Origin of the sequence: Chryseobacterium pennae, from assembly GCF_003385515.1 — a bacterium.
Lineage (GTDB): Bacteria > Bacteroidota > Bacteroidia > Flavobacteriales > Weeksellaceae > Chryseobacterium > Chryseobacterium pennae.
The window spans coordinates 90726-115781 of record NZ_QNVT01000020.1; the positions used below are offsets into that span (position 1 = coordinate 90726).

Annotated in this window: 24 protein-coding genes; 5 read left to right on the forward strand and 19 right to left on the reverse strand. The window is 36.6% G+C overall.

What is annotated here, in order from left to right:
- The first annotated feature begins 2 nt into the window (after positions 1-2).
- Positions 3-1181, forward strand: a complete 1179-nt coding sequence (gene nhaA / locus DRF65_RS18920; protein ID WP_115972307.1) for a Na+/H+ antiporter NhaA — start codon at positions 3-5, stop codon at positions 1179-1181.
- On the opposite strand, the gene DRF65_RS18925 is transcribed toward nhaA, so the two are convergent.
- Together DRF65_RS18925 and DRF65_RS18930 are read right to left on the reverse strand one after the other, a co-directional pair.
- On the reverse strand, positions 1178-2191 hold the full coding sequence (locus tag DRF65_RS18925; protein WP_115972308.1) for a YihY/virulence factor BrkB family protein: 1014 nt from the start codon (positions 2189-2191) through the stop codon (positions 1178-1180). The genes nhaA and DRF65_RS18925 overlap by 4 nt on opposite strands.
- Positions 2192-2514: 323 nt before the next feature.
- Entirely contained in the window at positions 2515-2733 is a 219-nt protein-coding gene (locus tag DRF65_RS18930) for a hypothetical protein (protein ID WP_228438795.1), read from the reverse strand.
- A gap of 151 nt (positions 2734-2884) precedes the next feature.
- Between DRF65_RS18930 and DRF65_RS18935 the strand changes: the two genes are divergently transcribed.
- Entirely contained in the window at positions 2885-3358 is a 474-nt protein-coding gene (locus DRF65_RS18935; RefSeq protein ID WP_115972309.1) for a 23S rRNA (pseudouridine(1915)-N(3))-methyltransferase RlmH, read from the forward strand.
- A 23-nt stretch (positions 3359-3381) separates the two neighbouring features.
- On the opposite strand, the gene DRF65_RS18940 is transcribed toward DRF65_RS18935, so the two are convergent.
- The 4 genes from DRF65_RS18940 to DRF65_RS18955 all read right to left on the reverse strand — a co-directional run bounded on the left by DRF65_RS18940 (position 3382) and on the right by DRF65_RS18955 (position 5705).
- A complete protein-coding gene (locus tag DRF65_RS18940; protein WP_115972310.1) occupies positions 3382-3837 on the reverse strand; it encodes a tRNA (cytidine(34)-2'-O)-methyltransferase in 456 nt (151 codons plus the stop codon).
- Between the two features lie 150 nt (positions 3838-3987).
- Complete coding sequence (locus DRF65_RS18945; protein WP_115972311.1) at positions 3988-4800, reverse strand: tetratricopeptide repeat protein; 813 nt, start codon at positions 4798-4800, stop codon at positions 3988-3990.
- The gene (locus DRF65_RS18950; protein WP_115972312.1) at positions 4797-5363 is read right to left on the reverse strand and encodes a phosphatase PAP2 family protein; all 567 of its coding nucleotides are present in this window, start codon (positions 5361-5363) and stop codon (positions 4797-4799) included. The genes DRF65_RS18945 and DRF65_RS18950 overlap by 4 nt, the downstream gene beginning before the upstream one ends.
- Before the next feature lie 3 nt (positions 5364-5366).
- Complete coding sequence (locus DRF65_RS18955) at positions 5367-5705, reverse strand: Sec-independent protein translocase subunit TatA/TatB (protein WP_115972313.1); 339 nt, start codon at positions 5703-5705, stop codon at positions 5367-5369.
- A 333-nt stretch (positions 5706-6038) separates the two neighbouring features.
- Between DRF65_RS18955 and DRF65_RS18960 the strand changes: the two genes are divergently transcribed.
- Positions 6039-6986, forward strand: a complete 948-nt coding sequence (locus tag DRF65_RS18960; RefSeq protein ID WP_115972314.1) for a hypothetical protein — start codon at positions 6039-6041, stop codon at positions 6984-6986.
- A gap of 109 nt (positions 6987-7095) precedes the next feature.
- Positions 7096-7779, forward strand: coding sequence for an alpha/beta hydrolase (locus tag DRF65_RS18965; protein WP_115972315.1), 684 nt, complete (start codon positions 7096-7098; stop codon positions 7777-7779).
- Positions 7780-7873: 94 nt separating this feature from the next.
- On the opposite strand, the gene DRF65_RS18970 is transcribed toward DRF65_RS18965, so the two are convergent.
- The 8 genes from DRF65_RS18970 to secD all read right to left on the reverse strand — a co-directional run bounded on the left by DRF65_RS18970 (position 7874) and on the right by secD (position 17583).
- Entirely contained in the window at positions 7874-8671 is a 798-nt protein-coding gene (locus DRF65_RS18970) for an arylamine N-acetyltransferase family protein (RefSeq protein WP_165852271.1), read from the reverse strand.
- Positions 8672-8680: 9 nt separating this feature from the next.
- Positions 8681-9145 carry a DoxX family protein gene (locus DRF65_RS18975; protein WP_115972317.1) on the reverse strand — a complete coding sequence of 155 codons (465 nt, stop codon included), beginning with the start codon at positions 9143-9145 and terminating at the stop codon, positions 8681-8683.
- 41 nt (positions 9146-9186) lie between these two features.
- On the reverse strand, positions 9187-9843 hold the full coding sequence (locus tag DRF65_RS18980; RefSeq protein ID WP_228438796.1) for a hypothetical protein: 657 nt from the start codon (positions 9841-9843) through the stop codon (positions 9187-9189).
- A 72-nt stretch (positions 9844-9915) separates the two neighbouring features.
- Positions 9916-10818, reverse strand: coding sequence for a helix-turn-helix domain-containing protein (locus tag DRF65_RS18985; RefSeq protein ID WP_115972318.1), 903 nt, complete (start codon positions 10816-10818; stop codon positions 9916-9918).
- A gap of 50 nt (positions 10819-10868) precedes the next feature.
- Positions 10869-12089: a TCR/Tet family MFS transporter gene (locus tag DRF65_RS18990; protein ID WP_115972319.1), complete on the reverse strand. Its 1221-nt coding sequence runs from the start codon at positions 12087-12089 to the stop codon at positions 10869-10871.
- A gap of 225 nt (positions 12090-12314) precedes the next feature.
- Positions 12315-13586, reverse strand: a complete 1272-nt coding sequence (locus DRF65_RS18995; RefSeq protein ID WP_123947389.1) for a hypothetical protein — start codon at positions 13584-13586, stop codon at positions 12315-12317.
- Positions 13587-13674: 88 nt separating this feature from the next.
- The gene (locus DRF65_RS19000) at positions 13675-14061 is read right to left on the reverse strand and encodes a hypothetical protein (RefSeq protein ID WP_228438799.1); all 387 of its coding nucleotides are present in this window, start codon (positions 14059-14061) and stop codon (positions 13675-13677) included.
- A 627-nt stretch (positions 14062-14688) separates the two neighbouring features.
- Positions 14689-17583, reverse strand: a complete 2895-nt coding sequence (gene secD / locus DRF65_RS19005; protein WP_115972322.1) for a protein translocase subunit SecD — start codon at positions 17581-17583, stop codon at positions 14689-14691.
- A gap of 216 nt (positions 17584-17799) precedes the next feature.
- On the opposite strand from secD, the gene DRF65_RS19010 reads away from it, so the two are divergent.
- Positions 17800-19176 (forward strand): PQQ-dependent sugar dehydrogenase, encoded by a 1377-nt coding sequence (locus DRF65_RS19010; protein WP_115972323.1) that lies wholly within the window; start codon positions 17800-17802, stop codon positions 19174-19176.
- A 21-nt stretch (positions 19177-19197) separates the two neighbouring features.
- On the opposite strand, the gene DRF65_RS19015 is transcribed toward DRF65_RS19010, so the two are convergent.
- The 5 genes from DRF65_RS19015 to DRF65_RS19035 all read right to left on the reverse strand — a co-directional run bounded on the left by DRF65_RS19015 (position 19198) and on the right by DRF65_RS19035 (position 24935).
- On the reverse strand, positions 19198-20397 hold the full coding sequence (locus DRF65_RS19015) for a hypothetical protein (RefSeq protein ID WP_115972324.1): 1200 nt from the start codon (positions 20395-20397) through the stop codon (positions 19198-19200).
- Positions 20398-20400: 3 nt separating this feature from the next.
- Complete coding sequence (hemN, locus tag DRF65_RS19020; RefSeq protein ID WP_115972325.1) at positions 20401-21759, reverse strand: oxygen-independent coproporphyrinogen III oxidase; 1359 nt, start codon at positions 21757-21759, stop codon at positions 20401-20403.
- 219 nt (positions 21760-21978) lie between these two features.
- On the reverse strand, positions 21979-22347 hold the full coding sequence (locus DRF65_RS19025) for a hypothetical protein (protein ID WP_115972326.1): 369 nt from the start codon (positions 22345-22347) through the stop codon (positions 21979-21981).
- Between the two features lie 6 nt (positions 22348-22353).
- Positions 22354-23364, reverse strand: a complete 1011-nt coding sequence (locus tag DRF65_RS19030) for a WD40/YVTN/BNR-like repeat-containing protein (protein ID WP_115972327.1) — start codon at positions 23362-23364, stop codon at positions 22354-22356.
- 56 nt (positions 23365-23420) lie between these two features.
- On the reverse strand, positions 23421-24935 hold the full coding sequence (locus tag DRF65_RS19035; protein ID WP_115972328.1) for an amino acid permease: 1515 nt from the start codon (positions 24933-24935) through the stop codon (positions 23421-23423).
- Positions 24936-25056: the final 121 nt, after the last annotated feature.

Genomic DNA, 25056 nt, shown 5'->3' on the forward strand with positions numbered 1-25056 from the left:
ACATGAATTTATCACTTTATTTTAAAAGATTTTTCAACAACAGTCAAGCCTCAGGAATTATCCTTATTTTCTGCGTGCTTATTTCATTACTTATTGCCAATTCATCTCTTGCTGAAAGTTTTCAGAACTTTTTAGACAAGGAGATAGGAACTCATCAGTTTCAGCTGAAGTATCCTGTCAGTATCTGGATCAATGACGGTCTGATGGCTGTATTCTTCCTTCTGGTAGGACTGGAAATCAAAAGAGAGCTTGTAGAAGGTGAACTTTCTTCTTTTAAGAATGCTTCACTGCCTATTTTTGCAGCAGTGGGTGGAATGCTTGTTCCGGCGGTTATTTACAGTATTTTCAATTACGGAACGGAATACAGCAATGGCTGGGGAATTCCCATGGCTACAGATATTGCTTTTTCTCTTGCCATTATTTCTATGCTTGGGAAAAAAATCCCAAACTCAATTAAGATATTTTTAGCCGCACTGGCTATCGTAGATGATCTGGGAGCGATTCTTGTGATTGCTATTTTTTATACAGATCAGATTCATTGGACCTATCTTCTACTCTCTTTCGGAGTTACTGCTTTATTGTTTGCTTTAAACTTTTTAAAGGTTACCAAAACAATATTTTATATTATTCCGGGACTGTTTTTATGGTATTTCCTTCATCACTCCGGAATTCATGCAACGATTGCAGGTGTTGTACTGGCATTTTCAATTCCTACCAATGCTTCCAATGTTGAAATTTCACCGTTGGAAAAACTGGAGCATCAGCTTCACATTCCTGTAAGCTTTCTGATCATGCCTATTTTTGCTTTAACCAATACCAATATTACATTTTCCAATGATATGGTTGCAGGGGCTACAAGCACATTAGGATTAGGAATTATCTGTGGATTGATTCTTGGAAAACTGATCGGGATCAATCTATTTTCTTTGATTGCTATTAAATTAAAGCTCAGTTCTCTGCCTCAAAACAGCAACTGGACTCAGATGATCGGAGTAGGTTTGCTGGCAGGAATAGGATTTACCATGTCTATTTTTATTGCTTTATTGTCCTTTAAAGGGGAAATTCTGATCCAGGACGAGGCTAAATTTGCTATTCTGATCGCTTCCTTTATTGCGGCCATTTTAGGATTTACTATTTTAAGCATCAGCTCTAAAAGAAATATGGAACCGGAAGAAGATTAATTCTTTTTCTGGTTTTCCAGCTTTCTGCGATGTTCTTCATCACTTTCAAAATTGGGTTCTGTAACCTTTGCATGATACTGAACCGTTTCTTTCTGAATCTCATCCGAAAGCAGCTTTTCTATTCTGAGTTTTCTGATAGCCATATTCAATTCATTCCCGAAAAGTAAAAGATATACATTTACATTCACCCAAACCATCAAAAGGATCATACTTCCAATAGACCCGTAAAGAACGTTATACCGGGCAATATCCTTTACATAAATAGCAAAAATATAGGTCGTCACCAGAAACAGTATTGTGGTGAGAATCGCTCCGGGAATCGCCTGTCTGAACCTTGTAATTTTCACTGTCCCCAACCAATAGAATAAGGTTAAAAGAATAAAATAGAACAAAGGAAAGGAAACAAAACCAATGATACTGGAAAGGTTATCCACCAGCCATGTTACGTCATAAGCAGGGGTAAAAAGCTTCATTACAACCTCCACATAATAGACTCCGAAAAGTGTTAGAAAAACCATGGTAATGAAACCTATTGTGATAAAGAATGAAAGGATAAACTCTTTTACATCACTGAGTTTTTCTTCTGTATTTTCATTAAACCCATTAATCAGGGAAAAAGTACCATTTGTTGCAAATATGAGCGCCAATACAATTGTCAGGTTACTGATCCCTTTCATATTGGGAATAATATTGGTTTCGATATAGCCTCTCACATCGCCTTCCATATTGGATGGGAACACATTATGCATCAGTACATCAAAAATATAGAACTGCAGCTTGTCATAATGCGGCATATATGGCAGCACGGAAAGCAGGAACAGAATAAAAGGAAATAGACTCATGGTAAAACTCCAGGAAATAGCGGCTGCCTTTCGCCCTATCTTTCCTTTAAAAATCCCGGAGATATAGATCTGAAACATCTGCCAAAGCGATATTCCCAAAACTGGAATATGGATGTCATCAAAAAACTCCTGAACTTTCAGGATAAATCTGGGAACCTTTACACTCATCTATTGCTGCAATTTCGTGATTAGTCAAAAGATTAAATACCAACTCACCCAAATGATGCGTGTTTTTTGAAGATATTTTCTCGATCTCTCTTACAAATATAAACATTTTCCCTCTCCTGTTTCTCAATGTGAATTATATAGAATTGAGACTTATGGACATTCACCACAAAAATCCGGATAATTTCTCTTTTATAGATGTGATCCTTTTTACATTAACTGCAGACTATTAAAATAATTAAAATTGTATTCAGCCCCCTACACATTAAATTGCCGTAAATGATGATCCATATGTTTATAAACAAAAATACCGATTTCTTCTTTTGTCATCTTTCCAAAGAACCATTTTCCCAAAGATCTTTCCTAAAAAAACCCTGCTCATATGTGTATTGACTGCTTCCCAATACCCAATCATTCCAGTCCGTACAATGCTTTACCATCTGATAGAGGTTCATCTTTCCCCATTGCGCGGTATTCTTTTGAGAAAGTGTATCAATCCTGCCGATGAGTTCTTCTCTTGCATTACTATCAAATATTGTTTTCATAATAAATCTTTCTGTAAAATTATTACAGTTCAGAAAGATCACTGTTTCGCAAAAATCTCAGAGAATAATGTTCAAACAGTCAATCTGAAGCATTTTCTCTACATTTCAACCGTTAAAAAATCACTATCTTTGCCGACTGAAAATTTTATCAATGCGAATCAGCTTACTTTGTATCGGAAAGACAGACGACAAGGAAATTACCTCTCTGATCACTTACTATCTTAACCGTCTTCCCAAGCACTGGAATTTTGAAATTACAGAGATTCCTGATGTTAAAAATGCTAAAAACTTATCTCCGGATCTTCTTAAAAAAGAAGAAGCTAAACTATTTCTGAATCATATTGATAAAAATGACCTGGTTGCGATTCTTGATGAAAAAGGAAAACAGTTTACCAGCCGTGAGTTTTCCCAGAAAATTGACAACTGGATGAATTCTTCTGTAAAAAAGGTGCATATCCTGATTGGCGGTGCTTATGGCTTTTCAGAGGATATTTACAGCAGGGCAAATGAAAAAATGTCATTATCAAAAATGACCTTTACTCATCAGATGATCCGTCTATTCATTGTTGAACAGCTTTATCGCGCAGATCAGATCCTTCAGGGGAAACCCTATCATAATGACTAAAAAAAGCCCTATCAATAATAAGGCTATATTTTTAATCCGATCTGTCTGTTAGCTTCTCCTACAACAAAAGCAACAGAATTGGCTATATTAAAACTTCGAATGAGTTTTGACATTGGAATGGTTAAATGGTGCTCAAACTTATCTAAGACTTCTTTACTCAGTCCTACACTCTCCTTTCCGAAAACCAGCCAATCCCCATCCTGGAAAGTATTATCCAGATATGACTTTTCTGCATGGGAACTCATTAAGAATACCCGTGACGGATCTGGGATACTTTTTACCCATTCCTCTACATTAGCATATTCAGAGACATCAAGATGTACCCAATAATCAAGGCCGGACCGCTTCAGGTTTTTATCATTAATTACAAATCCGAAGGGATGAACCAAGTGCAGTCTGCAGCCTGTTCCCACACACAAACGACCAATATTTCCCGTATTATTAGGTATTTCAGGTTCTACAAGAACAATATTTAACATGTATTATCTTTTAAATGAATAAAAAACTGCTAAAGCTAAGCGTTTGCTATATTCAGCTGTTCTTTATGTATGATTAAAATAATGATTTTCTACAACCTGTATATTCAAGTTGTCTTTTAGTCGCAGAAAAAAGTATAGCTTATGGTGATATTATTTTCTATCACATTTAGTATAATAATCAGCTAATATCGCTTTTTCATACCCATATTTTACAGCTTTATCCAGGTTTTCACAAGCTTCTTTAGGCTTGGCTGTATTAAACAGGATCAATGCTTTTGTTACATATGACTGAGCGAACTTAGGATCAATGGCAAGGGCTTTATTGACGTCTGCAAGAGCATCCTTATTTTTTCTCATTTTCAAATAAACATCTGCCCGTCCGTTATACAGCAATGATTCTGGCTTTTCGGCAATGAGTTGATTATAGTCTTTCAGCGCATCCTCCAGCTCACCATTATTTTTTTTCAGATTAGCCAACCCTGTTTTAGCAAAAATATTATCCGGTGCAAAGCTCAGGATCTGATTAAGGTCCTTCTTGGCCAGATCTTTTTTTTCCTGACTTTCATAAATCTTGGAACGTGTAAGATAGAGATCAGTACTTTTATCATCTACTTTGAGCCCCTTTTCAATATAATCCAATGCTCTTCTTTTATCTCCTTTCTGGCTGTATAGAGAAGCAAGGTTCTCATAGACAGATACTGACATCGGGTTGGTCTTTAAGGCATTATCATACGATTTAAAAGCAGACTCTGTTTTACCCAGTCTTCTTTGTGCTGTTCCCAGATTATTATAATATTCGGATTGAATTTTTCGGATCTGTTCTTTATCTGCCAGTTTGGAATACTGTTCTTCAGCACATTTATAATCTGCTTTTTTAAAACATTCTTCGGCCATTTTTTTATCCTGGGCAAAGACATGGAATGAAAAGCTAACGAAAACTAAAAGTAATAAAGATTTTTTCATGAGGATATATTTTGTTTGTTGATTACTTTCCTGGCAAGTGCACCAAATATCACTCCCAATAAAGATCCAACAAACGCTCCCACCAAAATATCAATTGGAAAATGCACTCCTAAATATATTCGGCTGTAAGAAACCACTATAGCCCATACAAATATAGCATAAGGAAACCATTTAAGTTTATTTTTAAGCAAAATACTTAAAAAAGCGGCTAAAAAGAAGGTATTCGACGCATGGGCAGAATAAAAACCAAACTGTCCGCCACATTTCACAATTCTCATGTAGTGCTCCAGAGTGGGATCATGGCATGGTCTTAATCTTGCCACTCCATATTTGAATACGCTGGCAAGCTGATCAGAAACTGTTGCTCCCAATGCTAAGAATATAAGAATAAAAACTAAAGATTTTAGCTTATAATTTTTGTACAAAAAATAAAGGAATATAATATAAAGGGGTACCCAGATCCAGGTACTGGATATCAGCATCCAAAACTGATCAAAAGCCGGATCGCCCAAATTGTTAAGGTATAGAAACACCTGCTTATCTTCCTGAATGATTTCTTCCATACGTTATCTGCTTACTGGCCCTTCGTAGGTTTCATCATCGGCTGGCTTTGGTTTTGGAGGCTCCTGAGTGGCAGAGGTAGGCTCTGTAAGAATGTCTTTCTCGATATCCTTCATCGGGTTGAAGTCTTTAGCTGCATCTTTCACCTTCTCAATTTCACGTTTGATCTCAGAAACAGGATTATCCGTTTCCTTCATGATCTCGGTTTTAATATCTTCCACAGCGCCACGCATTTTTCTAACGCCTGCACCTAGGTCACGCGCGATCTGAGGCAGCTTATCAGGTCCGAATAATACAACGATTGCAATGGCAATCAATGCCATTTCTCCAATGCTTAATTCCATGCTGTAAAATTACGAAAGATTATACATTTATTGATGATAAACTAAAAATTTAAACAAATTTTAAGATTTTGACTGCGAGGCTGGTTTTAAGTCCTAGGTTTATGGTTTAATATTTAAGGTTTATAGTTGTACCTCTGGTATCCTGATTTACTTTCTCCCATCCCCATTCATCATCTATCTGTCTGTTATCTCTTCATTCCAACCCCTCTCCTTTTTTTAAATAGCACCTCAAACAGTAATTACATTCAAATTAACAAATAATTAATTCAAATGATTGAGAATTAATTAACATTTTATTACATTTACTATACACAATCTTAAATACATTTTATTATGAAAAAACTAGTTACTTCTTTTAAATTTATCGCTGTATTATCGGTATTAACCTTCAGCAGCTGTAGTGATGATAACAACGAAATTACAAAACAGGAAACCGTTCAGGCTAAAATCACCACTGCTGATCTTAAAAAAGAAACCACTCCTACTTCACAGGCTGTTCCTGATGTTGTACAGATTCAACTGAGCGAATCTCAAAAGAACCTTGAAAAATACCTGAACAATGACCTTCAGATTGCCGGTGTGAATGTAATCGGAAAAATCTCAACTCAAAAAGGAATCGAACTGTCTCAACATCTTATTTCTGATAAAGATCAGTTTATTGCTGTGGGAAACCTTATGGATCTTTCTACTGTAAAATTGGGAAGAATTGGTGATCTGTATACAGGAGATGATCTTAGCACTGCCCAAACCGGATTAAAAGAAATGGTAACTGAAGAAATAAAAACAGGAACCAACGTTATGGAAGTAATCTGGAGCAATAAAAATGGAAAGTTCACAACGCTTTGCTTTTATAATGAATCAGGAATAATCTGGGATAATGTCCTTGGAAGCCTTACCATAATGGATACAAGAGGTACCGCCGAAGACTCTAATGCAGGAGCAACAGCAAAAGTGGCCTCTAAATGGTACAAGGAATGGTGGACTGCAAAATGGCTTTGGGGATCTAAAAGAGGTGAAGCAGGATATCAAATCACCATTTATTATACAGGCTCAAGTGTTTCCAATGCTGATGTAAATGACTGGTCCAACATCAGTTTAGGAAAGGCAAAAAGCGAAAGCAAGATCACTAAAAGAACAGGAGCTTACGGACAATGTCAGTATGCACTGGGTCTCTGTACTCCAACTGGTTCTTTAAGCTTTAATGCAAGTAAATTTTCAGTATCATTTTCAGGACTTGGAAGCAATATTGTAGCTAATGGCACAAAATCCCTCTATCCTTAAGCTATCAAAACATAATCCTACTATACTCATTACATTAATAATACAATCTAAACAATAAGATTATATCTCAGAAGGATTATAAAATTCATATTTAATCTTAAAAAATACAATGAAAAAAGCAAACATTATTTTCGTACACGGACTTTGGGCTGACGGCTCTGGTTGGAACAAACTTATTCCCACTTTATTAAAGGATGGCCACAAAGTAATTTCCGTACAAAATCCATTAACAACTCTAGAGGATGACGTATTAGCTACCCAAAAGGCGTTGGCAAGAGTGGAAGGCCCAACAATCTTAATAGGTCACTCATGGGGCGGAGCAGTAATCACTGCGGCAGGAAACGATCCAAAAGTAAAAGGACTGGTTTACGTTGCCGCACTAGCGCCTGACGAAGGGGAAAGTTTAGGGGAGCTTTCAGAAAAGTATCCCGCCGAAGCGTCAAATCACCTTGAAATTGCAGATGGCTTAATATGGATGGGACTTGAGGGAATGCAAAAGCACTTTGCAGGTGACCTTCCACAGGAGGAAACAGCATTGATGTACGCTACTCAAGGGCCTGCCTCCATAGCTTTATTTGGAGCACAGATAACAACAACACCTGCATGGAAAGAAAAACCAAACTGGTATATTATAGCAAAAAACGATCATACCATCAACCCTGAATTGGAACATTTTTTTGCTGACAGAATGAAAGCTACTACAATTGAATTGGAAAGCAGCCATGTTCCTATGATCTCACAACCGGATGCTGTATTAAAAGTGATTAGAGATGCAGCTACTTCTATACAATAGATCATTAAATTTCGCTAGAATTCAAATTATTAAAAAACCAAAGGGAGCGTGCTTCCTTTGGTTTTTATTTTTTTTAAAATTCTTTAAAATATTATTACTCTATTTTCTGCTTTAATAGATCAACTGCATTTTTTTTCAGCCCAAAAGTTTCTCTTAATATTTGGTATAACTGCTCGTTGTTTTCTACTATAACCGTTTCTTTTTCTCCAGCTCCCCGTCGTATATTTAATGTGTGGCCAGCGAGGGTATAACGTGCATTTTCATCTACTTTTGAAAGAATAAGGTTCTTTTTAAAATTGGATTCCGGGTAAGTAGAAAGATACCAATTGGAAATATCCAGATCCAGAGGTTCTACACGCTCAAGTTCAAACCGATATACTGGCAGCCAGTTTTCTCTTTGAGTCCAAAGTGTATAAGCTCCGTTTTTCTGTGAAATTTTAAATTGTTCATTAGGGGTCTGTTGAGGCTTTTCCTCATTCAGAAGTAAAGGTCCGGTAAGTGTCGCTGTTCCAAAGCCACAGTCTACAAGGTATTTCTGAGCATTTAGTTCTACAATCAGTAATAAGTGTGTTCTGGCGGAGCTGCTGTTTTCGTCTTTTCGCCACAACACTCTGCCCAACTGCAATTCTACTGTAAAGCCGATATATTTCAAGATTTCACTCAAAATCAGGTTCTGTTCATAGCAATAACCGCCCCTGGATTCAACGATTAATTTCTGAAAAATATCTTCGGGATCCAATGACGGCACTGTTCCTGTATAAGAATCTATATTTTCAAATGGAATATACTGAGGATGCAACTGATGAATATTTTTTAAAACCTCTATATTCATTTCCAAATTTCCCGAATAGTGAATTCTTTTAAGGTATTTTTCTAATTTTAATTGGTTCATAATATTCATTTATAATTCTTTTTTTAAGATATTTTTGGTGAAAACCCAACGGTCTACTGATAATTTTCCTCCACCTTCCATAAGCAAAGTTACAACTATTCCAATCGCAAGAATATCAAACTGACATCCCTCTCCTTTTTGGGTACCCAGCCAATTCATAAAAAAACCGTTATCCAGATGAGAAGAAAACATAATTCCAATCAGTAACCCTATAAATGATAAAGCCCAGAATCTGGTTGCCCAGCCCAATAACAGTGATATTGATCCCAAAAATTCTACCAAAATTACTGTACTTGCAACCATATAGGGAAGCTGCAAATTTTCTGTGAAAAATTTCATTGTTCCATCCCAACCCATTCCTCCAAATAACCCCAACGTTTTTTGAAGCCCATGAGGTATAAATACAATACCTACCGTCCACCTTAGTAAGGTTCCGGTCCAGGTATTATTCGTTTGAAAAATTAAATGTTTCATGTTAATTAAAAGAATAAAAAATTATAGTAAAAATGTATATTTCAATGAAACAGCCTGATCGCAGCAAATACTCCAAAATTCTGTTTACTTTCATTAAAAGGTCCATAACGATCCCAATTGGCACCAAGCCCAAAAGTGAGAGGCTTATAACTTACCCCAAGCCGAAGCATCAGATAACTGCGTGCGTGTGCTCCATCTTTTATAGTTTCTGAGTAAAGAGCCTGAATTCGGGAATATCCTTTCCAATTTTCGTTGATTGAGGGTTTATATTCCAATAGCATCATACCTTCTGCTATACTTTTTTCAGAAAACCCAATAAATCTGGGATTGACAATGAGTAAAAATTCAGGGGTACTTAATGAATATAATATTCCTGCTGTAGGCCTAAGTCCTGTAGTAGGAGTATAATGCATTCCACCCAATACCCGGATATTCTTAATCACCTCAAAAGTTAGATTTGCCTGAATCATGGCATCATTGGAATGCTCTTCATTCCATTTTGAAGAAATGTTGGCAGCACTAAAAAAACCCAACCCTCTAATATCCTGAAAACCTTTATTGATAGTCATCTGGGTAGCAATTCCTTTATTCCCTGCTAAAGCTTCAAAGGCAATAGGAGAATTGGGAACCCGTTTATTATTTTGAGAGAAAAATAATAAGGGCATTAAGCCAATACTGAAAAGTAATATTTGTTTCATTTTCTAAGCCATCATAATTGTATTTGCAAAATTCTCAAATACAACAAGATCAGGTTAGAACATATGCATCCATTACCAGGATAAATCAATCTTTTTTTTATAATCTGACGGACTGAGACCCGTATGCTTTTTAAAAAGACGAGAAAAATAAGAAGCATCGTCTATACCTAAGGCCACTGCAACTTCAGAAACAGTATATTGAGGTAAGGACAGCAAAGCTCTAGCCTCCATCACAAGAGCTTCAATAATAATTTCGGAAGCCCTTTTTCCAGTTGCTTTTTTTATTGTTTTATTCAAATGATTAGGGGAAACATTAAGCAGATCAGCATATTCTTTTACAGCATGTAAATTCTGAATCCGACTTGTAATTAACCTCCTAAATTTCAGCACAACAGTTTCATTAGCTGAGAGATACTCTTTCGGCAGCTTTTCTATAAAATGCCTGATCTCACCCAATACAGTAAAAAGATAAAGTCTAACCAGTTCCATACTATCATTGGTTATATACAAGCTCTCCATCTGCTTCAGGATCAGAAAAATCCTCTTCTCATGTTGCTCATCCAGATAAAGTGTAGGATTGTTTTTAATCTCTGCATAACTCAGAATATCCTGCAAATATTTCAATCCTGGGCCTTCTGCAATAAAATCGTCGGAAAAATGACAATAGAAACCCTCAATATCCGGTGTGTTTTTAATGAATGTACGGATCTTATACGGAGGAAGAAGAATGATCATATTTTCCTGTACGGTAAACGTATCTGAACAAACCATTTTTTCAAGAAATCCTCTTTTGATAAACACAAAATCGTTTACCGTTTTGCGGTGTGGCTGAGAGGGAGTTTTTGCTTCACTAAGCACCTGAAGTGGCTCTATAAAGAATTCATTCAACCCTTTTTTCTGCATAGCCTTTCCTGCCCAATCCAGATTAAGGATCGTATTAAATTCATCCGGTTGGTATTGAGGAATACGTTTCACATCTTAAAAATAATGATTTTCATCCCTCCTTCCGTTAAAAGTGAGGTTTATTAAATCTTTCCATTTTTCTTAAAAGCAGAATATGTAATCACCACACTAATGGTCATTAAGATAAATGCCAGGAAGAATGGCGCTCCTGAAAATTTGAATGGTGCTTCATCATGGGTGAAGAAATAGAACAGATTGGTCATCATAGGCGGGCCAATAATAGAAGTTGCACTCATTAAGCTGGTTAATGCTCCCTGAAGCTCCCCTTGTTCATTAGAAGGGACACTTTTTGTAATCACCGATTGTAAAGCCGGACCACAGATTCCACCCAGGCAGTAAGGAACTAAGAAAGCAAACATCATCCAGCCTTCCGAAGCAAAAGCAAATAATAACAGCCCTACAGCATACATCGCCAGGCCATAATAAATACTCTTCTGCTCTCCCAATCTTGGGGTTGTCCATCTGATCAGAAGTCCCTGTACCAAACCAACAAGCAGGCCAACAACCCCTAATGAAATCCCGACCATTCTTTCTGTCCAGTTAAATTTATACATCGTAAAAAAGCTCCAGTTACTCTGTACAGCATGCCCTGCAATATAGATCAAAATCAATGCAGTGATCAGACCTGAAATTTCTGGGTGCTTCCCTAAGAATTTAAAAGACCCTACCGGATTGGCACGTTTCCAATCAAACTCTCTTCTTTTATCTTTATCTAAACTTTCAGGAAGAATAAAATACCCATAAAGGAAATTAAGAAGACACAATACTGCTGCTGCATAGAAAGGAACTCTTGCACCATAATGCCCCAAAACTCCCCCCAGAACAGGTCCTATAATAAATCCGAGACCAAAAGCGGCTCCTATCAGTCCAAAGTTTTTAGCCCTGTCCTCATCAGTGGAAATATCAGCAATATAAGCGCTTGCCGTAGTTACACTTGCTCCGGTAATCCCAGCAATCACCCTTCCCAGGAAAAGCCACCAGATAGTTGGAGCTAACGCCAGGAAAATATAATCCACCGCAAATCCGAAAAGTGAGATCAGAATAATAGGCCTTCTCCCATATTTGTCGCTCAGATTACCTACCAACGGAGAAAAAATAAACTGTGTAAATGCATATGCAAACCCCAGCCAGCCTCCATATTTTGCGGCTTCACTGATATCTGCATGAATCAACTCTTCAATTAATTTGGGAACAACAGGAATAATGATCCCCCATCCTGTAATATCAATCAGTAAAGTAATAAATATAAAGCCTATAGCTGCTTTTTTCTTTGAATTTTCCATGATGATGCAAAATTAATCAAATCTTAAAAATAATGGTTCTAAATTTCACTACGTTAAAGAAGTATAATATTGAACAACAGAATCATATTAAAAGACCTGTTGTTTTTGTATTATTTTCAACAATCTAAAAGGCTGAAGATTAAAGATATGGCAACCATAAAATAAAAAGACCTGATTTCAAATGAACATGAAACAGGTCTTTTTTATTATTAAATTGATATATTACTAGTTACTATTAGGTTTTGCAGTGATCATACGGTTAGTGATGATGCATTTGATGAGGCAGCTCTTCTTCAAGGTAACCTTTACCACATTGCTATACTGATAAGCTGTAACATCTCCATTAAGAGTTGATCTTACTCCACGGCGGTAATAAGTGGTCTGTGTCACTGCCAGCGCATCATACGTCGCAGAAGTAGCATTAGTGATGTTTGTAAATGTTACATTATCTGTTGAGCTCTGCCACTGATAGCTTGCTGTTCCTGTTAACTGAGCGGCTGCAGTTTGTGTAAAGGCTGCCGGGTCACTGCTGATATCCAGACAAACTGTTTGATCAGCTCCAATGGTTCCGGGATCATTCACTGCATTTACAAAAAGTCTTCCGGTATTCGAGTTCGCCTGGAATGAACAGGTATGGAAGCTGGATTTAGCTACCACTCTGTACTGATTATTATTGAATCCTGCAGGGATATTATTAATGTTAAGCGTTGAACTGGTAACATTACTATAATTAACTCCATTGGTAAGATTCGTCCATGTAGAACCGTTTAATATCTGCCACTGGTAAGTAACATTCGCAGGAGTCTCATCAATATCTGTATTGCTTATAACTGCTGTCATCGTAGTGGATCCTCCCACAGGAACTGTTCTGTCTGAAGGTTGAGACAAATAAGTCATAGGATCTATATAATATTCTGAAAGGATATTGTAAACCCTCATTTCATTGAATGTAAAGCCAATTCCAAAGTCTGAATAAGACAGTCTGACTTCATCCCATGCAACAGTAGGCATTACTTTAATAATTTTTCTAGACTGGCTATCCCCAAAATCAAAGAAAAAGTGCCCTCCAACCGGAGTTGAATACACCTCCTGTCCGTTATTAAAGAATCTGAAACTAGCATCATTGAAACTGGCATTAAAATTAAAGCCTTCAGAAGAGAAATCTATATATACAGGCTTGTTTGCCGGAAAGTCACTTCCGGTTGTTCCCACACTGATATAAATAGGACATATCCCAGCTCCGATTCCAGGTTTAAGGGAAGCATATGAATTGACATCTATATCTGTCATATTATTGGCATTAGCTGCCACTGCTCCCACCTTTAAACAGGGGGGAAAGATAGTAATAAAATTAGCATACTGAGCGGAAGTATTAGTATCTAATAATCTCCCACAACCGCCCATAGGCAGGGAAACCATTTCCTGAGAAATCATTTTATTTGATACTAAGAGGCATAATGCCATAAAAATGTACCGTAGTATTGAATTTGTTTTCATCACGAATAATTTTAATCTGTTAATTGTACACGAAAGGATACTCATCCTTAATTGAAGGATGATGCTAATGACTGTATGTCACTTAAAATTATTTGATTACAAATACAATATTCACGAAGGAACAGGCTGTGGCTGTTCCTACCACATCATAGCGCAGGATTCCATTAGCATCAATGCTTACATTCCTTAAAACACTGCCGTCAAAATCTGTTACATAATAGTACAGATCGGTAGCATTTAGAAAGAAAGGAATGGCTGCAGGAGCTCCTGTACTGGTGACTTTCGGAGTTGAAAACTGTGTCTTGTATAATTGGTATAGATCCAATGTCCTACCCGTACCTAGCGTAGAAGTATCAATGCTGATAGAGGGCATGTAGAAGAACTTAACAATGTTTCCACTGATGGGAACCCAGTTTGGGGCAGCAGGTGTTCCGATGTTTTGGGTTAATGCCTGTCTTTTCAGATCATAAACCAACAGCCCATTTGCTGGAGTGGCTACTGTAGTAAGATCAGAAATTCTGGGGATTAATACACCTTTATTAGTGCTGGTAACATCTAAAGCAGAACTTTTATCCGGGTTAGATATCCCAATCCCTACCTGTGCAGAAATAGCGCTACCGACACAAAGTGCCGCAGCAACGAATAATTTTTCGAATTTTATTTTTGTTTTGTTTTTTGTAAATATATAATAATTTGCTACATAATTCCATATTTTTTTATTTTTTTTTAACTAAAATTATTATTTATGCATAAACATCAAAAAATGAGTATTATTAAGGTATTGCACGAAATTTTTAATCTCTAAAATTTGATTTATTCACGAATAATTCTACTTTATGTTAAATTCGATCACTTTTAACATGCAAAAATTGTTTAAAAATGTACAAGTTGGGAAATGTATTAAAAATAAGTAATGGACAATAAGAAGAATATTGATTCACAGCAAGGCAATAGTCTACTCACTTATACGGAACCATAAGAACAATATAATCTTACAGGTAAAGCTTCTTCAAATCAATGAAAAAACAAAATGCTCGAAACGAAAAGGAAATAAAAAAAGCCTTTCGAAAGAAAGGCTTTTACTAATTTATTGTAGTTTGTATTATTTTGAAGCAAGCACTTCTTTTTCGGAAGTTGTTTTTCCGTGTACCTCTTCTTCTTTTCCTTTCTTAAGGAAGTCATAGGCAATTGCCGATGCAACAAAGATAGATGAGTAAGTACCAAATCCAATACCGATTAACAGAGCAAACATGAATCCTCTCAGATTATCACCCCCGAAGATGAAGATCGCAAGGATCACCAAAATCGTAGTGAATGAAGTGTTGAATGTTCTACCCAACGTACTTGAAATAGAGTCATCAAATAATCCAGCTAATGTCAGAGATTTCTTCTCTCTCAGGTATTCTCTAATTCTGTCGAAGATAATCACCGTATCGTTGATTGAGTATCCTAATACCGTAAGGATCGCAGCAATGAAATCCTGGTTGATCTCCATGTTGAACGGCATATATTTGTGAAGTAATGAATACGTTCCTAAAATAATAACCGCATCGTGGAATAATGCTGCTACAGCACCTAAAGAGAACTGCCATTTTCTAAATCTGAATAAGATATATAAGAAAATACCTCCTAATGCAGCCACTACAGCAAGAATACCGTGCGTCTGAATATCATCAGCTACCGTAGGTCCTACTTTTTCAGATGAAATAATACCAGCGTGATCTTTGTCTGCAGATTTAAACTCATTTAAAGTAATTTTAGAAGGAAGATCTCCTTTTAATCCTTCAAATAGTTTCTGCTCAATTGTTTGGTCAGCTTTTAAAGATTCGTCTTCAATAAGGTAATCTGTAGAAATTTTCAACTGTTTAGAGTTTCCGAAAGTCTTAGCTTCTACAGAAGAGTTCTTACCATCTTCAGTTTTAAATAGTTTTACTAATTTTTCTTCAACATCATTAGCATTAACTTCTTTATCAAATCTTACTACATAGTTTCTACCTCCTGTAAAGTCGATACCGTATTTAAATCCGTGAGTAACCATAGATATAATACAGATTACCGTTAACACAGCAGAGATAATGTAAGCATATTTTCTCTTTCCAATGAAATCGATCCAGGTATTTCTGAATAAGTTCTTCGTAGGAGGAGTCCACACAGAAAGCTGTTTACCTTTGTTCAGTCTGCTGAAGATCATTACTCTTGATAATAATACAGAAGTGAACAATGTCATGATAATACCGATCATCAACGTCAATGCGAAACCTTTAATAGGCCCTGTTCCAAAGAAGAACAATACAACTGCAGTAAGTAACGTAGTAGAGTGACCGTCAATAATCGCACTTAATGCGTGTTTGAAACCGTCTTTATAAGCTTCTAAGATGCTTTTACCAGCAAATAATTCTTCTTTAGTTCTTTCATAGATAATTACGTTCGTATCTACCGCCATGGCCATCGTCAATACGATACCAGCGATACCAGGAAGCGTAAGAGTAAAGTCTCCGGAATCCATAATTCCGAAAATATAGAATAAATTAATTACCATTGCAATTACAGCGTACACTCCGGCACCACCGTAATAGAAAATGATATAAACAATGATAATTAGGAATGCGATTGCAAATGAAATCATACCCGCGTCGATAGATTCCTGTCCTAATGACGGACCTACCTGAGTAGCCTGAACTACTTTAGCACCAGCAGGTAATTTACCAGCACCTAACACGTCTACCAGTTCTTTAGCTTCCTCCTGAGAGAAGTTACCAGAAATCTGAGTTCTACCGTTAGGGATAGCATTTACAACGTTTGGAGCAGTATAGACTCTGTTATCAAGAGTTACAGCTACTGGCTTCCCAACGTTTTTCTCCGTTAAAGTTTTCCATTCTTTTGCTCCTTTAGAGTCCATCTGCATATCTACAACTACCCTGCTCAATTCGTCGTAGCTGATATTTGCAGTTTCTACCGCACCGTCTACCGGAGCTTTCTGGTTGATGTTACTTCTGATTGCATACAATACTAAATCATCAGGACTTGTAGCTTCAGGTTTGTAACCCCACATGAACTGTGTATATTTAATGTTTGCAGGACGTAAAGCCATTCCTACTTTGCTGTTCAAGATCTTGTTTACAGCAGCTGTATCAGACAATTTTACGTTAGCAACACCATTACTTCTTAATTTGTCAAGCTGTAAAAGGTTCATGAAGTTCACATTTTTTGCAACTCCCATAGAATCTCCTTTTGCAGCAACCATAGTTGTCAATGTCTGGAAATAAGGTGCTACTTCAGGAACCTGCTGTACTTCCCAGAACTGAAGTTTTGCAGAAGTCTGAAGCATTTTCTTTACCTTATCGATATCCTTCATACCAGGCATCTCTACAGAAATTCTAGCTGTACCAGGTACTCTCTGAACGTTTGGCTGGATCGCTCCAAGCTTATCAATTCTCGTTCTGATTACCTCGAAAGCTGTTCCTACAGAAAGATCAATTCTTCTTTTAACAATACTTTTTACCTGCTCATCAGTAGTGTTGTACTTGATTTCAGATAAAGTTGTGTTTCCGAAAAGTTCCGGGTCAGCAAGCTTTAAGTTCGTACCTTTTGCTTTGTTAATCGCATCGAACTGTTCAAAGAAATTGTCGATGTAAGATTTTGTTGAGTTTTTCTGAGCTTCATCAGTCTTATTTAAAGCTTCAATAAGAACAGGATTGGTAGAATAATTGGTTAAATCATTTACCAAATCTCTTTGGTTAATTTCCAATAGAACGTTGATCCCTCCTTTTAAGTCAAGACCCAATTTCATTTCCTTGTCTTTAGCTTTTGAATAATAAAGCTTTGTATACCCAAGATTAAGAGTATCTTCTTTGATTCGCTTGATCTCTTTCTCGTTTCCTTTCGCAGCTTCGATCTGCGATTCAATTTTGCTGGCGTACCAGGTTGGTAATAGCTCGTTTAAGCAAATCAACCCCAGGACAATAGCAACAATTGTAATAAGCCCTTTTCCTTGCATTTTGTTATAACTACGTTAAATTAAGTCGGCAAATATAATGATTTTCTTGTATTTTATGAATTTTTAACAACAGAAATGGTTTATTTTCAGATATATCAGCATTCTGATTTCTATTTAAGATTTAACAATTATTTCGTGGTATCTTAATGAAGTTTTCAAAATTTAATTGGTATAAAATTTTCATTCATCTTTCAACGCACTAACTATCAAAATATTATGAGAAATTTACTTTTTAGCCTAAGTATTGTTTCTTCCTTAATCGTTAATGCTCAAAGCATTAATTTGGAAGAATTTGCCACCGGATTAACCAGTCCGGTCGAGATTACGAATGCCAATGACAGTAGGTTATTCGTTGTTCAGCAGAATGGTATAATAAAGATTATCCAGCCTAATGGCTCCATTAATACCACCAATTTTCTGGATATTACCTCAAAAATTCTTTATGGAGGAGAAAGAGGGCTTTTAGGGCTCGCCTTCCATCCTCAATACCCAACTAATGGGTATTTTTTTGTGTATTATAACAACACTGCGGGAAATATTATCGTTGCCAGGTACAAAGTAAGTACCACCAATTCCAATGCAGCAGATCCCAGCTCTGAGAAAATCCTTCTGAACATTCCAAAGCCATTCGCTAACCATAATGGTGGAAGCATTCATTTTGCCCCTGACGGAAAACTCTGGATTGTAACAGGAGATGGTGGAAGTGGTGGCGATCCTAACAACAATGCACAAAACAAAAACTCACTTCTCGGAAAAATGTTGAGAATAGATGTGAATGCCACAGATCCGGTTCCATACAATATTCCTCCTGACAATCCTTTTGCCGGGGCTGGCGTTGACGGAGCAGATGAAGTGTGGGCTTACGGACTTCGGAATGCCTGGAAATTTTCATTTGATCTCAATGCAGGAAATACTATGATTGCAGATGTAGGCCAGGGAGCAATTGAAGAAATCAACAGAATGCCCGTCACACAGGCCGGAATCAATTACGGATGGCGTTGCTATGAAGGAAATACAGCCTATAATACTGCAGGATGTGCTGCTCAGTCTTCTATGACATTCCCTGTTGCCATCTATGATCATTCTGATGGAAAATGCTCTATCACCGGAGGCTACGTTTATGCAGGTTCTCAATATCCTTCACTTCAGGGAAAATATTTCTTTGCAGACTATTGTTCCGATCAAATAGGCATTCTGAGTACTGATAATTCGATCATATGGACCTCTGCTTACAGCGGAAACGGCTTCTCCTCCTTCGGTCAGGATTCACAAAAGGAATTGTATGTGGCAGCAGTCACCAGTGGAAAGATCTTTAAAATTACAACAGGAACTTTAGCTACTCAGGAAAATAACAGTTTAGACAAAATCAGCATTTATCCTAACCCAGCCACTGAAGAGATTTTCGTTCATGGCATCAGGGAGAAGAATTTAACACTGGAGATCATCAATACAGAAGGACGGAAAGTACTGGAATCTAAACAGGTTATCAATGGTAAAAGCATTAGTATTTCCAGAATTCCGGCAGGAGTTTATTTTATCAATCTGAAACTAGGAGACATGAAATCATATAGTCAGAAACTGATCATCAAATAATTTTTATTTTTAAATAAAAGTTTATGCCTCAATATTCTGTATTGGGGCATTTTTCATTAAATAAAATACTACAGAAAAGACAGGAATTAAAAAACATAATCTTTCAGGCTTTGAAAATCTTTCAATTTCCTGATCAAAAAGCATATTATTAAAAATGGAAACAGTGAGTACAGCTGACACAAAAAATAAAATCTCAAATCCGTTTACCTTCTGAAAATGTCTCACCGTTTTAAACTGAGTATCCAATATCTCAAAACCAAGAAACAGAATCATATACGAAAATGACCATATCCTGAAGGTATCCCAAGCAATAGCATGCAATAGCAGAGGAAATAGTGATATTATATACAGCAGGAGAATTGTATATTGATTCACTTTTCGGAATTGTTTATAGAGTACAAAGAACATAAAAGCTATTGGAATTCCAAATTTAACAGGAATTCCGAAAGAGTAAATTTTTAAAAAAAATGTTGGACTTTCCTGTTTCAGATAATTTAGAAAGCTTTCTGTATAGGCATCTGCAACCACACCTGAAACCCGATCACTTATCAATCCGGAATATTTTAAATACTGAAAAATCAGATCACGATTGTCTTTTCCGAAAAACTCCTGATATACAGAAATTAAAAAGGTAGCTCCCATCGGAATGATGAGAAAAAAAGCTGCTTTTTTCAATACTGCTGATGTAAAGACCGGCTTATGGCCTTTCCATTCACTTACCAATAAAGCAAAAAGGCAAATCGGAAGCATGATAAAGAATGTAATTTCGTGTATCATCACACTGACTGTACACAGCAAAGATGCCCACCAATATTTTTTATTCCGAATAAGAAACAGGGCCAGCATTGTCAACAGAAAAATCACATGATCCAAATACCCGATAAGATGTGCAGACAATATGGCATATTGAGACAGAAAAAAGACTACATAAAAAAGAACCTTATGAATGCTGTAATTTTGTAGAGTATGCTTAACTGCAGTAATGAGTATCGTCACATATAGTAAAAATAATATCACTGCAGATAATATCTGTATCTGGTACTCATTTTTTTCAAAAAAAAATCCGAAAATCTCACCAGCAAAGCCCCTCTTGATGAATCCAAACCTATAGTCCATCAGCCAATGCGACTGAGACCATTCATTGGGCCATCTTACCGTCTTAAAAAAACTGAAAGAAAGTGTATAAATATATAGAAATATGACTAGAGCTTTATGTCTCATTCTCTATATCGTCATCGAGAAGATTCTCGTCTCCGGCTTATTTCTCATCATCCTGAGGTCAAAAACCATCGCTACATTTCTGGTGAAAGCTCTTCCGGCTTCTGTAATCTTAATTTCCTTACCGGAAATTTCAACCAACCCGTCATTTTCCATTTCCTTCAGCATTTCTAAAGCGTTATCCAGCTCAGGGAAAGAGTTGTCTGCAGTAAAAGTAGTTTCAAGCTGGCACATCAGATTTAAAATATGTCTTCTCACTATCAGATCTTCTTCATTCAGAACATGGCCTTTTACAACAGGGATTTTACCTTCTTCTACCATCGTCTGATATTCTTCCACTGTTTTTACATTCTGGGCAAAAGCATACCATGAATCTGAAATAGCAGACATACCAAGTCCTACCATCAGCTGGGTATTGCTTGAAGTATAGCCCATAAAGTTTCTGTGAAGTTTTTTATGGATCAGAGACTGGTATAAATCATCATGTTCCAAGGAGAAGTGATCCATTCCCACTTCAATATATCCTAAATCCTGAAGCAGTTTTTTACCATCTTCATACAGACGGCGCTTTTCTTCTCCACTTGGAAGGTCATTTTCATCAAAACCTCTCTGCCCTACTCCTTTCACCCATGGAACATGTGCATAGGAATAGAATGCCAGTCTGTCCGGCTTCAGCTCCATTGTTTTTCTGATTGTATGTTCCATCGCTTCCCAACTCTGATGTGGAAGTCCAAATACTAAATCATGGCTGATTCCTCTATAACCAATTTCCTTAGCCCATTCGGTCACATTTTTCACGTTCTCAAAAGGCTGGATTCTGTTGATCGCTTTCTGTACTTTAGGATCGTAATCCTGAACACCGAAGCTTACTCTTCTGAAGCCCAGATCGTATAAGGTTTGAAGATGTTCTTTTGTTGTATTATTAGGGTGTCCTTCAAATGAAAACTCAGGATGTTCCGCAATCTCTACTGTGGAAAAGATTCCTTCCAGCAATGTTCTCAGGTTTTCAGGAGAGAAAAATGTAGGAGTACCACCACCAAGATGCAGTTCTTTTAACTTTGGTTTTTCATTAAAAAGCTCAAGATAAAGTTTCCATTCTTTTAAAACGCTTTCCAGATAAGGAACTTCAACGCTGTGCTGTTTGGTAATACGCTTATGACATGCGCAGAATGTACACAATGCCTCACAGAAAGGCAAATGGATGTAAATAGAAATTCCCTCCTCTGCATTGGTTTCATGAAAAGACCTGATTACGCTTTCCTTCCATCCTTCCGGTGAAAATGTAGAATCATCCCAATAAGGAACGGTAGGATAAGAGGTGTAACGGGGTCCGGGAATATTATACTTATCTATTAAAGAGTTCATTTTGAAAATAAAATTTTATAAGGTGGGGAAATTTAACATTATTAAAAATCCATCCTACAAAATTAACCATTAGTTATGAATTTTAACCTATGAATTATATTAGGTTGTATTTTATAATGAGTCTAAATACGCTAACAGAGCTGCTTACAGGGATAATGATAAATTCTATCAGTTTTATTTATTTTTTTGATCCTGATTTCCTATCTGTAAAATCTAATCTTACTTGTATAAAGGAACCTTAATCTGACCGGAATCTCTTTCAAGAAAATCAAGCCATGCTGTAGCAATAATCTTAAAATCTTTCAAAGGAACTACCCTATCCAGATCTTTTATACCAGGATACACAAATACAACTCCCTCAGGAGTCATTTCTATTGTACAGGTAAAAACCGTCCAGTCATTATCAACAGGAAAAGGATTACCATTCAGATAATGATCTGTCATTTCCAGTAAATCATTGATATCCATTGGTGACCTTAAAAAAGTAAACAGTTCTTCCATGGCCCCACCTCCTAAAAAAAATGGTGTTCCTAATTTAGAAACGATAAATTCTATATCATATATTTTTAAAACATCTTCTGTTTTCATCAAAAATCACTTCAGTTTCATCATCACAATCCTATCCTTCCCAGCAAAAACCACTCTGCTCCCATCAATCCACTGTCCAACATATAACCCTTTTTCATCAGAAATTTTCTTCCAGGTCTTTCCAAAATCTGAAGAATAGCTAATATGCTGATCTCCTACCGCAATAATCTCCTTTCCTTTTGATCCCGGCTTTATTTTCACACAGGTCGTATAGCCTGGATTCTGTCCTGAAGCCTGAATCTGCCAGGTTTCACCGCCATCGTGAGTCGTTGCAATATTATTGATATTAGCACTCTGTTTTGTATAATCACCTCCTGCTGCAATTCCGAATTGATCATCATTAAAATCAATAGAATACATTCCCTGTGATGACTCTCCCTGAATAAAAGGGGTTTTAAAAACCTCCAGCTTTTCATTTTTAAGGTTCAATCTTAAGATTCTTGAAGCTTTGCCTCCTGTTGCAATCCATACATGCTTTTTGGTAGAGGAAATATTGGTATTACTGGCAGCAAAAGCAGCTTCTCCTTCATTTAGTTTTAAATCATTCTTAAACATACCCCATTTCCCGTCTTTATAAACAGCCAATTTCAATACATTGTCACTGTCCGCATCACTGAAAGTATATGCCAGTTTATCATTCACAAAATGTAAAGCATCATAGAATGCTGTTTTTGCAGAATCTGTAAAAATAATCTGTGATTTCAAGTCTTTTTTATCAATTTTGAAAAATCGGGCCGGGCTCACAATATTGATCGCATAGAATGAAGTTTTATCCTGTGCAAGCGTTCTGAATTCAAGTTTTTCATCAGAAAGTTTGATTTGTTTTTGATTTTTGGTATCGTTAATATCTACAAAACCGAATTTGGAATCTGACCCGCTGTACCAGACTTTATTGTCATACAATTCAAGAGCTCTGATGCTTATTTTATCGTTAAGAATTGTTTCAATGCTTTCCACCTGTTGAGAAAATGCAGTCATTCCTACAGACAGGAATACAATGGAAAAAATATTTTTCATATATTATTTTGATTGGTTATTTGCAACAAAAAAACCGCCGAAGCGGTTTATATTATTTAATCTTTCTGATATTTTTCAGGATTGTTAAGTTTACTGTTAGATTTTCCATAAAGGAAATACACTAAACCACCTAAGAAAAGCCATACAGCAGAAAGTTCCAATGCATGAGCACTTAAGTTAAATATTAAATATATATTAATAAATACTCCTAATGCCACAACGATTTTATAAGCTGGAACTTTGAAAGGTCTGATCAAGTTAGGTTCTTTCTTTCTCATTACCCAAACAGCAATACAAACCAATGTAAATGCAAACAGGGTTCCGAAGCTAGTCATATCTGCCAGTGTAGAAATCGGTGTAAATGCAGCGATAAAAGCCACCACTACTCCTAATAAAATAATTCCTTTATAAGGCGTTTTTGTTTTTGGATGAAGCTCTCCAAAAAACTGAGGAATCAATCCATCCTTTGCCATTCCAATAAAGATTCTGGACTGTCCCATCATCATTACCATTACTACAGAGATCAATCCTACAGTAGCCGCAATGGTTACTACATTACTCGCCCAGTGTTTCCCTGCAATTTCGAATGCATAAGCTACTGGTGCTTTAATGGCATCAGGATATTTTCCTTCAGGATTAAAGTCTGAATAATGCATCATTCCTGTCAAAACAAGAGACACACAAATATATAATGCTGTACAAACTAATAATGAAACAATAATAGCAAAAGGCACATCTTTTTTAGGATTGATAGCCTCTCCTGCCTGTGTAGAAACGGCATCAAAACCAATATAAGCAAAAAAGATAGCTGCAGCCCCTGAAATAATTCCTTTAATACCATAGGCTGAAACCAAATCACCTTCAGAATTTTTAAGTTTTATCTGATCAGGAATAAAAGGTTTCCAATTTTTAACTCCATCAACTGCGTTGTAAAGATCAGTATTGGAAAAAATAATATAAACCCCTGCAATGATCACGAAAATAACAGCTGAAGTTTTCATCAAAACAATCAGGTTATTGGCGCCTGCTGCTTCTTTAGTTCCTTTTACCAATAAGGCTGTAATCAATAGAACTAGAATAAATGCAGGCAGGTTCATAGAAAACCCATCCCCTGTATAACTTGACGGATCCGATGTAAGATAAGCCGGTAAGTGAATATTAAATATCTTCAAAAATTTATTAAAATATCCGGACCAACTCACAGAAACGGCCATACTGGCCATGGCATACTCTAGGATGAGACACCATCCCATGGCCCATGCAAAAATTTCACCTACTGTTCCGTATGCATAAGCATATGCAGATCCCTCAACAGGAATAATGGAGGCGAACTCCGCGTAGCATAATGCTGCAAAAACACAGGCAATACCTGCTATAATAAAGGATATTGCAAGTGCTGGTCCCGCATGATAATAGGCTCCTGTTCCCGTAAGAACAAAGATCCCACCTCCGATGATAGCACCTACTCCTATTGCTGTTAAACTCCATTTTCCAAGGACTTTCTTCAGCTCACTTTTCTTCATATCTGCCTCATAGGCACTTAGTGGTTTTTTAACCCAAATTTTCGACATGTTTTTTTATTTATTAAGGATTTACGAAAATATAAAAAATTTAGGAATCCTCACGTTTATCGTTAAAATTTCATCATTTATTTTATATTAAAATCTCAAAAACCTAATTAACATATTATTT

Coding starts and splice junctions, on each gene's coding strand:
- DRF65_RS19010 (WP_115972323.1), top strand. CDS start 17,800: ATGAGAAATTTACTTTTTAGCCTAAGTATTGTTTCTTCCTTAATCGTT.
- DRF65_RS19015 (WP_115972324.1), bottom strand. CDS start 20,397: ATGAGACATAAAGCTCTAGTCATATTTCTATATATTTATACACTTTCT.
- DRF65_RS18955 (WP_115972313.1), bottom strand. CDS start 5,705: ATGGAATTAAGCATTGGAGAAATGGCATTGATTGCCATTGCAATCGTT.
- DRF65_RS18970 (WP_165852271.1), bottom strand. CDS start 8,671: ATGAACCAATTAAAATTAGAAAAATACCTTAAAAGAATTCACTATTCG.
- DRF65_RS18995 (WP_123947389.1), bottom strand. CDS start 13,586: ATGAAAACAAATTCAATACTACGGTACATTTTTATGGCATTATGCCTC.
- DRF65_RS18975 (WP_115972317.1), bottom strand. CDS start 9,145: ATGAAACATTTAATTTTTCAAACGAATAATACCTGGACCGGAACCTTA.
- DRF65_RS18925 (WP_115972308.1), bottom strand. CDS start 2,191: ATGAGTGTAAAGGTTCCCAGATTTATCCTGAAAGTTCAGGAGTTTTTT.
- DRF65_RS18935 (WP_115972309.1), top strand. CDS start 2,885: ATGCGAATCAGCTTACTTTGTATCGGAAAGACAGACGACAAGGAAATT.
- DRF65_RS18990 (WP_115972319.1), bottom strand. CDS start 12,089: ATGGAAAATTCAAAGAAAAAAGCAGCTATAGGCTTTATATTTATTACT.
- DRF65_RS18960 (WP_115972314.1), top strand. CDS start 6,039: ATGAAAAAACTAGTTACTTCTTTTAAATTTATCGCTGTATTATCGGTA.
- DRF65_RS18950 (WP_115972312.1), bottom strand. CDS start 5,363: ATGGAAGAAATCATTCAGGAAGATAAGCAGGTGTTTCTATACCTTAAC.
- DRF65_RS18980 (WP_228438796.1), bottom strand. CDS start 9,843: ATGAAACAAATATTACTTTTCAGTATTGGCTTAATGCCCTTATTATTT.
- DRF65_RS19025 (WP_115972326.1), bottom strand. CDS start 22,347: ATGAAAACAGAAGATGTTTTAAAAATATATGATATAGAATTTATCGTT.
- secD (WP_115972322.1), bottom strand. CDS start 17,583: ATGCAAGGAAAAGGGCTTATTACAATTGTTGCTATTGTCCTGGGGTTG.
- DRF65_RS19030 (WP_115972327.1), bottom strand. CDS start 23,364: ATGAAAAATATTTTTTCCATTGTATTCCTGTCTGTAGGAATGACTGCA.
- DRF65_RS18930 (WP_228438795.1), bottom strand. CDS start 2,733: ATGAAAACAATATTTGATAGTAATGCAAGAGAAGAACTCATCGGCAGG.
- DRF65_RS18965 (WP_115972315.1), top strand. CDS start 7,096: ATGAAAAAAGCAAACATTATTTTCGTACACGGACTTTGGGCTGACGGC.
- DRF65_RS18940 (WP_115972310.1), bottom strand. CDS start 3,837: ATGTTAAATATTGTTCTTGTAGAACCTGAAATACCTAATAATACGGGA.
- DRF65_RS19035 (WP_115972328.1), bottom strand. CDS start 24,935: ATGTCGAAAATTTGGGTTAAAAAACCACTAAGTGCCTATGAGGCAGAT.
- DRF65_RS18945 (WP_115972311.1), bottom strand. CDS start 4,800: ATGAAAAAATCTTTATTACTTTTAGTTTTCGTTAGCTTTTCATTCCAT.
- hemN (WP_115972325.1), bottom strand. CDS start 21,759: ATGAACTCTTTAATAGATAAGTATAATATTCCCGGACCCCGTTACACC.
- nhaA (WP_115972307.1), top strand. CDS start 3: ATGAATTTATCACTTTATTTTAAAAGATTTTTCAACAACAGTCAAGCC.